General features: G+C 70.9%; 10 protein-coding genes. 4 read left to right on the top strand and 6 right to left on the bottom strand.

Features of this window, described 5'->3' with window-relative positions; all coding sequences use genetic code 11:
* Positions 1–44 precede the first annotated feature (44 nt).
* Positions 45–2,396: a discoidin domain-containing protein gene (locus ACFYW7_RS06930; protein ID WP_389498811.1), complete on the bottom strand. Its 2,352-nt coding sequence runs from the start codon at positions 2,394–2,396 to the stop codon at positions 45–47.
* Positions 2,397–2,707: 311 nt separating this feature from the next.
* On the opposite strand from ACFYW7_RS06930, the gene ACFYW7_RS06925 reads away from it, so the two are divergent.
* Entirely contained in the window at positions 2,708–3,160 is a 453-nt protein-coding gene (locus ACFYW7_RS06925) for an iron chaperone (protein WP_389498809.1), read from the top strand.
* A 203-nt stretch (positions 3,161–3,363) separates the two neighbouring features.
* Here the strand turns inward: ACFYW7_RS06925 and ACFYW7_RS06920 are convergent, their stop codons facing one another.
* The gene (locus tag ACFYW7_RS06920) at positions 3,364–4,782 is read right to left on the bottom strand and encodes a DEAD/DEAH box helicase (protein WP_389498807.1); all 1,419 of its coding nucleotides are present in this window, start codon (positions 4,780–4,782) and stop codon (positions 3,364–3,366) included.
* A gap of 387 nt (positions 4,783–5,169) precedes the next feature.
* On the opposite strand from ACFYW7_RS06920, the gene ACFYW7_RS06915 reads away from it, so the two are divergent.
* Positions 5,170–6,819: a sigma-70 family RNA polymerase sigma factor gene (locus ACFYW7_RS06915; protein WP_389498805.1), complete on the top strand. Its 1,650-nt coding sequence runs from the start codon at positions 5,170–5,172 to the stop codon at positions 6,817–6,819.
* Between the two features lie 86 nt (positions 6,820–6,905).
* Here ACFYW7_RS06915 and ACFYW7_RS06910 read toward each other — a convergent pair whose 3' ends face one another.
* Positions 6,906–7,505 carry a TetR/AcrR family transcriptional regulator gene (locus ACFYW7_RS06910; RefSeq protein WP_389498803.1) on the bottom strand — a complete coding sequence of 200 codons (600 nt, stop codon included), beginning with the start codon at positions 7,503–7,505 and terminating at the stop codon, positions 6,906–6,908.
* Positions 7,506–7,734: 229 nt separating this feature from the next.
* Here ACFYW7_RS06910 and ACFYW7_RS06905 point away from each other — a divergent pair, with 229 nt between their 5' ends.
* A complete protein-coding gene (locus ACFYW7_RS06905) occupies positions 7,735–8,343 on the top strand; it encodes an ATP-binding protein (protein ID WP_389498801.1) in 609 nt (202 codons plus the stop codon).
* Between the two features lie 194 nt (positions 8,344–8,537).
* Here ACFYW7_RS06905 and ACFYW7_RS06900 read toward each other — a convergent pair whose 3' ends face one another.
* Positions 8,538–9,353, bottom strand: coding sequence for an alpha/beta fold hydrolase (locus ACFYW7_RS06900; RefSeq protein WP_389498799.1), 816 nt, complete (start codon positions 9,351–9,353; stop codon positions 8,538–8,540).
* Positions 9,354–9,597: 244 nt separating this feature from the next.
* Positions 9,598–10,554 (bottom strand): MHYT domain-containing protein, encoded by a 957-nt coding sequence (locus tag ACFYW7_RS06895; RefSeq protein ID WP_389498797.1) that lies wholly within the window; start codon positions 10,552–10,554, stop codon positions 9,598–9,600.
* Between the two features lie 343 nt (positions 10,555–10,897).
* On the opposite strand from ACFYW7_RS06895, the gene msrA reads away from it, so the two are divergent.
* Complete coding sequence (gene msrA / locus ACFYW7_RS06890; protein ID WP_389498795.1) at positions 10,898–11,410, top strand: peptide-methionine (S)-S-oxide reductase MsrA; 513 nt, start codon at positions 10,898–10,900, stop codon at positions 11,408–11,410.
* Positions 11,411–11,562: 152 nt separating this feature from the next.
* Here the strand turns inward: msrA and ACFYW7_RS06885 are convergent, their stop codons facing one another.
* Entirely contained in the window at positions 11,563–12,006 is a 444-nt protein-coding gene (locus tag ACFYW7_RS06885) for an SRPBCC family protein (protein WP_389498793.1), read from the bottom strand.
* Positions 12,007–12,024 lie beyond the last annotated feature (18 nt).

Below are 12,024 nucleotides of genomic sequence, written 5' to 3'. Positions count from 1 at the left end.
TTCCGGGCCGGGGCCGCCAGGACCGCGGAGTCACGGTGCAGCGCTCAGCCGCTGTAGGCCTCCAGCTCGGACAACTGACCCGCCGGCCAGCCGGTGTTGCCCGTGACGAGGACGCGCAGATAGCGGGTGGGGGTGCCGGACAGGGTGAGGGTCACGGTGTTTCCGCTCGACGGATCGAACCTGTACCCCGCCGACGACTTGAGTGTGGTGAAGGTGCCGTTGTCGGTGCTGCCCTGGACGCTCAGCGTCTGGGTGCGCGCGGCCCACGCGGTCGCCGGGGGAAGTTTGAGGACGACACGCTTGACGGCCTTGGCGGCGCCGAGGTCGACGGTCAGGGACTGCGGGAAGGCGTTGTTGGCGCTCTCCCAGTAGCTGTTGGCGTTGCCGTCCACGGCGTTGGCCCCGGGGTAGACGTCCGTGTGGCTCGTCTCGGCGACCGGCCGGTTCCTGGCGAGGTTCACGGTGGGATCGGTCGGCGGGTCCGTCGGGGGATCGGTGGGCGGGTCGGTCGGGGGCGGGGTGCCTCCGCCCGGTACGCCGCCGTTGGTCCACTTCGGGTCCGGCCAGGTGCCCGTGCAGGCCGGCGGATCGGCGTACCAGCCGCTGTTGCCCGCGACGCGGGTGATCTCGAACCCGGAGCCGACGCAGTTGTGGATCGGGTTGGACTGGCCCAGGTGCGTGGCCGTGACGTTGGTGAAGGAGGCCGAACCCGGCGCCTGGATCTGCAGGGCGTAGGTGCCGGCTCCGTCGATCCGTACGTTGCTGAAGCGCAGTCCCCTGGTCGCTCCCTCGATGTTCATGATCGCGGAGTAGGAGCTGTCGAGGATCTCGCTGTCGGTGATGTCGACGGTCGCGTTCAGGGGTTCGTTGAGGCCGCTGAACCAGACCGCGCCGACTCCGAACTGCCAGTTGTAGTCGCTGTTCCCGGTCCGTATCAGGGTGTTGCGGGCGGCCGTGGTGGTGCCGGAGACGGCCGTTCCCTGCCCGGAGTTGACCCCGGGGTAGCGGTTCGCGACGTGCAGGCCACCGCCGTTGGTGACGGTGTCCGCCATGACGTTGTCGGAGAGCGTGATGTCCTTGCCGCCGTACGTGACGACGTTGTTCGCGAGGATCGGCAGGATCACCGTGTTGAAGGTGAACTTGTTCCTGACGTTCGGGACGCTCTCCGCCCACATCGCGAGGCCGTCGTCCCCCGTGTTGCGTACGAAGGTGTTCGTGACGGTGGAGTCGGTCACCCCCATGTGGAAGTTCACGCCGTCCGCGGTCTGGTCGAGGATGCGGCTGTTTTTGATCGTGAAGTTGTCCATCGGCCCGTCCATCCAGGCCCCGCACTTGGTGTGCTGCATCCATACGTTGTCGACCGTGGAGTCGGACATCGCGCCGCCGATGGCGTTGACCTGGTCGTCGTCCACCCGTTCACGGATGTCGCCCAGGATCGCGAAGTCCTTGAGGGTGACGTTCCTGCTCCCGCCCTGGTTCGCGTACTTCCCGTAGACGCCCACGGCCTTGGACCGGTTCACCGGGTCGCGGCCGGTGAGGACGCTGTACCAGGGGCCCGCCCCGGCCAGCGTCACCTGGTCGACGACGATGTGGTCGCGCACCTGGAAGGTGCCCTGCGGAATGTAGACGGTCCTGCCCTGTGCCCTGCCCGCGTCGACGGCGGCCTGGATCTTGGCGGTGGAGTCCGCGGCCCCGGTCGGGTCGGCGCCGAAGTCGGCGACGACGTCGAGGGCTCCGGAGGGCCTGCCGACGGGCGCGCCCACCCGCTCGAAGTCGGCGAGGTCGATGGTGAACGTGGGGGAGGCACTTGTGGACGACACCTGGAGCCGCACCTTGGTTCCGGCGGGCAGCGTGGAGCCGAACAAGGTGCGCGTCTCGTCGTAGAAGTGATGGGGGTTGGTGTCGCCGGGGTTGTTGTTGAACGGATAACCGCCGTAGTACCAGCCGTACTTGGAGGTCACCGGAACGGTCTTCAGTTGGCTGCCGTCGACCTTGAGATCGAGGCTGGCGTCACGGCCGGTGCCGCCGGCGTTGTCCGGCAGCGAGTAGCGGAACGACATGGCGTCGGCCGGTGCGGTCAGCGTGAACTCGACGTACTCGCCCGCCGCGTCCAGTGTCACCGCCTGCCGGCCGGAGGCCTCGGAGGGGAGATGGCCGTAGAGGCGGTCCGGACCGATGAGGGTGCCGTTGGTGGCGGCGTACTCCGCCTCCTGTTCCTTGAACGGGACGGCGGCGCCCCGGCCGGAGATGCCGACGGGGGAGGGGGCGGGCACTCCCGCCGCGACCGCGGCGGGGGCGAGTGCCACCGCCGCGACCGTTCCGGCCGCGGCGAGCGCCAACGACACGGATGCCGCCAGGCCGCGGCGCAGGGGTCTGCCTTGGGGAGAGGAAGTCACAGGGGTGCGTCCTTAGAGCTCGTGGGGTGAGCGGACGCAAGAAGGCTAGGAGTGACGGCAAGAGAAGTCCATGAACATGCGCAAGATTGATACGAGTACTCGCAAATACTCGACGATGCGAACTCCGATATGGCCTCCGCAGGCGGTTCGCCGGCGCCCCGGGCGCGGTGGACGGGGCCGGTCGGCGGGCCGGTGAGGGCACGTTCCGAGCGGAACAATCACCGGCGCGGACCGTGTCGATGATGGAACAGTGGTCCCCGCCACACCGAGCGCACCATCACCCACATCAGATCCTCAAGGGGACAACCGCCATGAGCAGCAACGGAAGCGGCAAGCACGAGGGGTTCACAGCCGAGGAGCGGGCCGCGATGAAGGACCACGCCCAAGAGCTGAAGACGGAGGCCCGCCGCAGTTCGCGCGCGGACAAGGCCGCCGAGGCCGAGCGGGACGTCGTCGCGAAGATCGCCGAGATGGGGGACTCCGACCGGATCATGGCCGAGCGCGTCCACGCCGTCGTCAAGGCCAACGCGCCGGTCCTCGCGCCGAAGCTCTGGTACGGCATGCCCGCCTACGCGCTGGACGGCAAGGTCGTCTGCTTCTTCCAGAGCGCGGAGAAGTTCAAGGCGCGCTACGCGACGCTCGGGTTCAGCGATCAGGCGAAGCTGGACGAGGGCCCGATGTGGGCCAGCGCCTTCGCCCTGACCGAGATGACGGACGAGGTGGCCGAGCGGATCGGCGCGCTGGTGAAGCAGGCGGTGAGCTGAGGCGTCCCGGAGAGGCCCCGGGCGCGGCCCGGCTGGGCCAGGCGCCGTCATGGCCGTGGTGCTGACACACTCGCAGCGGGCGTGAACCGCTCCCCGGCCCGGCGACTCGTCCCGGCCGGACGCCCGCGCTCACCGCCGATGGCACGGACCGCCGATGGCGCGATGCGCCGTGCCGTCCCCGGCGGGGGACGGCACGCTCGGCGTCAGCGGCCCTTGCGCACCCGGGCCGCCGCGCGGGCCTCGGCGGCCTTGCGGGCGTCCGCGGTCTTCCGCGACTCCTTGCCCGCGCGCCCGGGACGGGTGCCCATGCCGCGGAAGGGAGCGTTGCCCGTACTGGACTTCGTCTCCGTCGGCGGGCGCCTGGCTCCCGTGATGGCGGACAGGGAGGCCTCGCCCGAGCGCACCTGGGTGACGGTCGGCCGGACCCCGGCTTCGGACATCAGGCGGTTCACGTCGCGCCGCTGGTTGGGGGTGACCAGGGTGACCACGCTCCCGGACTCCCCGGCGCGCGCGGTACGCCCGCCCCGGTGGAGGTAGTCCTTGGCGTCGGCGGGCGGGTCGACGTTGACGACGAGGTCGAGCGCCTCGATGTGGATGCCCCGCGCGGCGACGTTGGTGGCGACCAGCACGTTGATCTCGCCGTTCTTGAACTGGGCGAGCGTGTGGGTGCGTTGCGGCTGCGACTTCCCGCTGTGCAGGGCGGAGGCCCGGATGCCGCTGGCCCGCAGATGACGGGTGAACTGGTCCACGCCGACCTTGGTGTCGAGGAACATTAGCACCCGGCCGTCCCGCGCGGCGATCTCGGTCGCCGTCGCGTACTTGTCGGCGCCGTGGATGTTCAGCACGTGGTGCTCCATCGTGGTCACCGAGCCCGCCACACGGTCGACCGAGGCGGTCACCGGGTCGTGCAGGTAGTTCTGTACGAGCTGGTCGACGTTGCGGTCGAGCGTGGCCGAGAACAGCAGCCGCTGCCCGTCGGGACGGACCTGGTCCAGAAGGTCCGAGACCTGCGGCAGGAAGCCCAGGTCGCACATCTGGTCCGCCTCGTCCAGAACCGTGATCCGCACCTGGTTCAGGAGGCAGTCCCGACGTGAGACCAGGTCGGTCAGCCGCCCCGGCGTGGCGATGAGCACCTCGACGCCGGTCCGCAGCAGCGCCTGCTGCCGGTTGATCGACAGACCGCCGACCACCGTCGCCATGCGTACGTTCAGGGTCCGGGCGTACGGCTCCAGCGCGTCGCCCACCTGCTGTGCCAGCTCCCGGGTCGGCACCAGCACCAGCGCCAGCGGCCGCTTCGGCTCCGCTTTCCGTCCCGCCGTCCGGGCGAGCAGCGCGAGGCCGAACGCCAGCGTCTTGCCGGAGCCGGTCCGCGCACGGCCGAGGACGTCGTGCCCGGCCAGCGCGTTGGGCAGCGTCGCGGCCTGGATCGGGAAGGGCTCCTTGACTCCGAGCCCGGTCATCTGTTCCACCAGCCGCGGCGGCAGCCCCAGGGTGTCGAAGGACGCGGCAGGCGGCAGCCCCGTGCCGGGCGGCAGCGGTGCGGAGACCTCGCCCCGCGGCACGGTCGTCGGCTCGTGCTCGCCGGCGGGGGAGTCGTCGGGGGCCGGCGGCTTCGCGTTCATGGGGAACCTTCCTCAGTCTGACGCCCGGAACGCCCCGGGGCCCGTACCCCTCGGCACGGGCCCCGGTGACACGAAGCGTGCGCACATTTTACCAGCGGACCGCCGGGTGCCGGGCGGTCGGACATCGGGGGTGCGGGACGCGAACCCGGCACCGGGTCCGGGGGCCCGGCCTGCGCCGACGCGCTCGCCGGGGTCCTGTACGGACGTCTCCGTGGCGGAACCCGGTTGGCGCCCGCTCGCTTCGAATGTGACCTTGTCCATTGCGGTGGGTGGGCGGGTGAGGCCAATGTCTCCCGCAACGAGTCTCCGAAGAACTGTTATCCGCGGTTCTCCGGGCGGTCTCCCAGGCAACGGCAGGATCGTTCGGAGTCGAGGACAGGGAATTTCATGACGAGACAGCACGGGGTGGATCCGGCGGCACTGGTGACCGCCGCCCGAGCGGGCGATACGGAAGCCCAGGACGCCCTGGTCGGCGCGTTCCTCCCCCTGGTCTACAACATTGTGGGGCGAGCCCTGAACGGCTCGGTCGATGTCGACGACGTCGTGCAGAACACCATGCTCCGAGCGCTGGACGGGCTGGACGGACTGCGCGATCCGGCGAGCTTCCGCTCCTGGCTCGTGGCGATCGCGATGAACCAGGTCCGGGCGCACCGGCAGGACCGCCGGCTCGTCCCGGGCGGCGTGGAGGAGGCCGAGGACCTCGCCGACCCCGGTTCGGACTTCGTGGACCTGACCATGGTGCGGCTGCAACTGTCGGGTCAGCGCCGGGAGACCGCGCTCGCGACCCGCTGGCTCGAACCCGACGACCGGGGAGTGCTCTCCCTGTGGTGGCTGGAATGCGCCGGTGAACTGACCCGGACCGAGGTCGCCGAGGCGCTGGAGCTGTCGCCTTCGCACACGGCGGTCCAAGTACAGCGGATGAAGGCGCAGTTGGAGACGGCCCGGGTGGTGGTACGGGCCCTCGGCGCGCGGCCGGCCTGCGAGGAACTGCGCGGAGTGCTCGCCTCCTGGGACGGCCGGCCCTCGGCCCTCTGGCGCAAGCGGATCGCCCGGCACGCCCGCGACTGCGCACGCTGCTGCGGCCTGTGGAGCGGATTGGTGCCCGCGGAGGGACTGCTGGCCGGACTGGCGCTGGTCGCCGCGTCACCGGGGCTGCTCGCGGCCCTGCGCGCCCCTTCGGACGCAACGGCTGTCGCCGGATCGGCGACCCGGGTCACGCCCGCCGGGGGCCGGGGGGAAGAGGGCTCGGCCGCGGGGCACCGCGTGACCCGCCGTGGCACCACCTCCCGCACCGAGGCCCGACGGCGCCGACGCGTCCGGCGCAGGGCCGTGGGCGCCGTCATCGTGGCCGGCTGTGTGGCCGGCGGGGGCCTTTGGTACTTCGGTACGGGGCCCGGAAGCCGAACCGACGAGGCGAGCCCCGCCCGGACGGCGGGCGACGCGGTGCAGGACCTCTCGGCAACCGGCGCCGCCGGCCCCTCCCGGCCCGGCACGCCGTCGGCGTCCGCGTCCCCTTCGGCGTCACCGTCCGCGTCGAAGACGCCGAAGGCGTCCAAGACACCCCGCCCGGCGAAGCCGAGCACTTCGGCGGCCACGTCCTCAGCCCCGCCGACCCGCCGGGTGTCCGGCACGCCCCAGGCGCAGTCGGCTCCCACGGGCACCGTCGCACAGGTCGTGGCGCTGGTGAACAAGGAGCGGGCGGCCGCCGGCTGCGGTCCGCTCACGGAGGACCCGGAGCTGGAGGACGCCGCGCTGGACCACTCCGAGGACATGGACGCCCGGGACTTCTTCGACCACAACAACCCCGACGGCGTCGACCCCGGTGAGCGGATCACCGCCGCGGGCTACCGGTGGTCCACCTACGGCGAGAACATAGCCATGGGTCAGTCGACCCCGCAGGCGGTGATGGAGTCCTGGATGAACAGCCCCGGGCACCGCGCGAACATCCTCAACTGCTCGTTCAAGAACATCGGGGTCGGCGTGCACAAGGGCTCGGGCGGCCCTTGGTGGACCCAGGATTTCGGGGCCAAGCTCTGACGCCCGTAAGCCTTCCCCGAGCGAGGGGGCGGGTCGTAGTCCGGCCCCCTATAGGCCCGGGGAGCCGGGGCCCCCTTCGGACGTCTCTAGATGACGACCTCCCAGCCGGGTTCGAGCCGGTCGAGGAGGGTGTGGAAGGCCGCGTCGATCCCGCTCCGGTCGTCGGTGGCCAGTGAGGCGACGAGCAGGCCGAACGTCGCGCCGACCAGGACCGTCGCCTCGGTACGGGCCCGGTCCCCGGACATCCCGAGGCCGCGGAAGGCGGAGGTGAGCAGGTCGGCCCATTCGCCCAGCAGGTCGCGCATGACGGGCCCGTAGCGGTCGGAGTGGAGCAGGCTGGCGGTCATGATCTCCAGGTAGAGCGGGAGCGCGGGGCGCAGGTCGGGGGCGCGGAACTGCCGCCAGGTGTCCTCCATGAACCGGCGCATCCCCGCCGGGTCCTGGGGGGAGCCGTCGGCTTCGAGCAGGTCCCGGGCCCGCACCAGGGGCCGTCTCTCGTCCAGGGCGAGTGCCTCGGCGACCATGTGCTCCTTGGTGCCGAAGTAGTAGAGGAGCATGCGGTCGCTGGTGCCGAGTTCCCGCGCGAGCGGACGCAGGGAGAGGTCCGCGAGGCCGTGGCGAATCATGTACGCGCGGACCCGGTCGATCAGATCGCGGCGTTTGGCCTGGTCGACCGGGCGTGGCATGGAGGCTCCCGATGGGCTGCGGTGCGGCGCCACGGCACCGAACGTTCCCCATATGTCCGAGTATGTACAGTATGTAATTATATTTACCGTAGCGAGTGCTACATGTATATTTGTTATTGTGACGGGCGTTACGCGAACGCGTGATCTGACACGGCCGAACCGGTCATCGACGGTTCCACTCCGCCCCTGGCGGTCGTGGTCGCCCGCAGCGCAGAAGGGACTGATTCCCATGGCCCCGGTGGCCATAGGCTTCCTGGCGATGTCTCGGCGGGGAAGCCTCGCCGGGTTTTACCGCCGACCGGAGTTTTCGGCGCGCGAGAGCGCGGCGGACGGCGTCCGGCGGACGAGTCGGTCCCCGAAGGTCGCGCGCACCTCGTGGATCACCCGGCACCAGGCACTCTGGGCGCGCACCCTCGAGCCCGTACGACCGCTCGACGCGCCCCGCGCCCGTGTCACCCCCTGGGACGCCTCCTGGCCCCTGACCCGGGAACTGACCTCGGCGCGCCGGGCCCGTCGCCTGGTCACCGCGCAACTGGACGACTGGGGCCTGGAGGGCCTGGCCGACACGGCCGAGCTGCTGGTCAGCGAGCTGGTGACCAACGCCTTGCGGCACACGCGGGGCCCTCTGCGGCTCAACCTGTGCGTGCGTGGGTCCCGGCTGCGGTGCGAGGTGGAGGACACGGACCCGGCCGGTCCCGTACGCCGCGTGGTCGACGCGGACGCGGAGGGCGGACGCGGCACCGAGCTGCTGGACCTGCTCGCCGAGACCTGGGGCAGCACGCGCATGCCCACCGGCAAGACGATGTGGTTCGAGATGCCGAAACAGACGCCCGCGTGACTCCCGTAGCGGCGACTCCCGCCGCGAGCGGCCCGGTCGCGGAGCGACCCGCGACGCCGCACGATGGGCCACTGTTCTCCCCTGCTGACCTTGACCCACTGACCTGCTTGCCCCAGTGATCTGACCCGGCGGCCCGGGCGACTGACGCCCGCGTTCCCGCCCCCGTCACCAAGGGCGAGGCAGGGCGGTGCCGGTTACGTACCGGTGACCACCTGGGTGGCGAGGAAGTCCAGCAGCACGGCGTTGAACCGGTCGGGCTGCTCGGCGCCAGGGAGATGGCCGGCGCCTCCGATGACGGCCAGGGCGGCGTGCGGGACCAGGTCGTGGATGGCCTCGGCGTCGGAGATCGGCGTGAACACGTCGTCGGCGCCGACGACGATCAGCACGGGGGATCGCACGGAGGCCAGGGTGTCCCGGTAGTCAGGACGTTCGGCCCGCCCGCGCAGGGCCGCGGCCGCGCCGCGCGGGTCGGTGCCGCGCATCATGCCCAGCACGTGCGCGGCGACGTCCGGCATCGCGGTGACGTTGTACGCGGCGAGCATCTTGCCGATGACCTCGTCCGCGTATCCGTCCATGCCCTCAGACAGGAGACGGTCGGCCAGCCGGTTGCGGAACGCCCTGCCCTCGTCCGTCTCGGCCGGCGCGGACGTGTCCGACAGGACCAGGGCGCGTACGCGACGGGCGTGGCGGCGCTGGACTTCCATGGCGATCTGGCCGCCCATCGACACACCGCCGACCACGGCCCGGTCGATGCCCAGATGATCGAGGAGCGCGACGACGTCGTCGGCGAGGTCGGCGAGGTACACGGTGCCGGGCTCCACCTCGCTGTCGCCGTAGCCGCGCAGGTCCGGAGTGATGACACGGTGCCCCGCCGCGACGAGTGCCGCGACCTGCGGGGCCCACAGGGTCCGGTTGAACGGATGCCCGTGGATCAGCAGGACGGGCAGCCCGGCGGAGGGACCGGTGTCGTCGTGATGGAGCGTGATGCCGCGCAGGACCATGGACGTCATGGCGGGCACCCTAGTCTCAAGATCGCCCCGCGGGCAGGGGGCACGGTGTGATGCCGCCACCGCCCCGGCCCCGAGAGGTGCGTGACCTGTCGATGCCCGTCCCGCGCGGGGCCGGGGCTGTCGGGCGCCCATGGAGCCGGCGCCGGACGGGGCGCGGCGGTGCAGCGCGGGACAGGGCGGAGGGGGACGGCAGGATCTCCGTCCCCCTCCGGCGGGCGGGGGCATCGCCCGGGAGCAGGAAGGTCTAAGCCTCTGTCCGCGGGTCGGTGTAGGTGTCCCCGGCGCCCGTGTCGCCGTAGCGGGGGGCGTTCTCGTCGAGATCCGGCCACTGGGACGACGACGGCGACCACGACCAGTTGTCGGCCGGCCGGCCCGGGACCGTGGAGGCCGTGACGTGCTGCGCCGGCTCGGGGGCGTGGGTCACCGGCGCCGGGGAGCGTCGTTCGTCCTGCTTCTCCCAGTTGTTGTCCCCGAGGATCAGGACCGGGTCGAACATGACGACGGCCGCGGCGATGATGAGGAAGAGGACCGGGCCCAGCAGCATGGGCAGCAGGAGGGAGGAGCCGGTCTGACCGCTGACGGCCTCGCGCACATCCGTGTGGACGTGGACGCTGACGGCGGCCATGCCGGTGTAGTGCATGCCCGTGACGGCCAGGCCCATGACGAGGCTCGCCCCGAGGGTGCGAAGGATGCCCTGCACGGACACGGCGGCCCACAGCGCGGCGGTCGCCGCGACGAGGGCGACGACCAGTGACATCGCAACGGTGAACACGTTGTAGTCGATGTCGCCGTTCAGCTGCATCGCGAACATGCCGAGGTAGTGCATCATCGCGACGCCCACGCCGGTGATGCCGCCCGCCACCGTGAGGGTCGCCGGTGTGGCACCGCGGTGGCCGACGATGAACACGCCGGCCGACACCACGACGATCGCCACGGCCAGGCTGAGCACCGTCAGCGGGACGTCGTACGTGATGGCGGTCTGCTCCACCGAGAAGCCGGTCATGGCGATGAAGTGCATGGTCCAGATGCCACAGCCGAGGGAGCTCGCGCCGAGGGTGAGCCAGCCCAGCCTCCAGCCGGGCTCGTGGTGCACCGTGCGCACCACGCAGCGCAGCCCCAGGGCTGAGCCCACGCAGGCCATGATGTAGGCCGCTATGGGGGTGACCAGTCCATAGCTGAACCCGTCGATCGTGCCGTTCATCCGCTCCCTAACCCTTTTCTGCTGACATGGCAAGGACATTGAGCCCTTTTGCAGCTAGCGATAGCAAATTCTCAAGGCGGTGATCGTTGAAACTTGCAGGATCGTTATCGGTGTCGTGCGGAAGGCCGTCCCGGGCGGACGGTCGAAGGCCCGGCCGCCCCAGGTCCCGACGCCGGAACGGCTCCTCGGGCTCCGGCGCGGGAGCGGGAATTCCACGGGCCTCTTCGGACTTGTGCAGATCGGTGCCGCGTCGCCGCGACGACGGGGGAGGACGGACCGCCCGGGAACGCGTACGGCGGCGTGTGTGCCAGTCTGTCGAGAACGAGGAAGAAGGGTGCGTGCGATGAGCCGGAACGAGGAGAAGGCGCTGCTGGCGGGTGGCTGCTTCTGGGGCATGCAGGATCTGATCAGGACGTTCCCGGGCGTGCTGGACACGCGGGTGGGCTACAGCGGTGGCGACGTGGCCGACGCGACCTACCGCAACCACGGCACGCACGCCGAGGCGATCGAGATCACCTTCGATCCCGCGAAGACCGATTACCGGACGATCCTGGAGTACTTCTTCCAGATCCACGATCCGACGACGAAGGACCGCCAGGGCAACGACATCGGTCTGAGCTACCGGTCCGCCATCTTCTACGTCGACGACGAGCAGAAGAAGGTCGCCGAGGACACCATCGCCGATGTCGACGCCTCGGGGCTGTGGCCGGGGAAGGTCGTGACCGAGGTCGCGCCGGCCGGTCCGTTCTGGCAGGCGGAGCCGGAACACCAGGACTACCTGCAGCGCTACCCGGACGGCTACACCTGCCACTTCGTCCGCCCGAACTGGCGGCTGCCGAAGCGCGCGGGAGCCTGAGCAGGGCCTGACGGCCCGCGCCCGCGGGCCGTCCCTTCACATGTACGGGCGGCTGCCTGTCCTCCACCTGAGGGCGGGCAGCCGCCCGCACGTGCACTCCGGTGGTCGCCCACGTTCGCACCGCCGTTGCCGTTGCCGACCGGGACTCGGACCTACGCCTGGGCCGAGGGGGAGGCGGCGGGTGAACCGATGGTCGTGGCCAGTGCGGTCAGGCCCTGTGTGTAGATGCCGTGGAACAGGGCGACGGCGTCGTCGTCGCCGATGCCCTCGGGGACGAAGGTGCCGGACCACTCCACGCGGGCGGAGCCCTCGACGGGTGCCGCGTGCACCGTGAGAGTGGAGCGGTAACCGCTCACGGGGAACGGGGCCTGGAGGATCGAGTAGCTGTAGCTGCGGGCCTCGTCGTCGAAGGCTTCGAGCCGCTCGATGATCACCTCGCCCCCTTCGTTCTCCAGACGGCGCAGCCGTCCGCCGTCACCGAGTTCGCTGGCGGGGATGTACGGGAGCCAGTCGGGCAGTGAGCCGAAGCCGCCGATGAGCTGCCAGACGCGGTCGGGGGACGCGGCGATGTCGATGGACGCGGTGGTCGTGGCCACGGGATTCTCCTGGGGGGT

The sequence above is a fragment of the Streptomyces sp. NPDC002580 genome (assembly GCF_042889485.1).
Lineage (GTDB): Bacteria > Actinomycetota > Actinomycetes > Streptomycetales > Streptomycetaceae > Streptomyces.
Note: the sequence above shows the minus strand (reverse complement) of the source record. Positions and strands in the feature narration are given on the sequence as shown.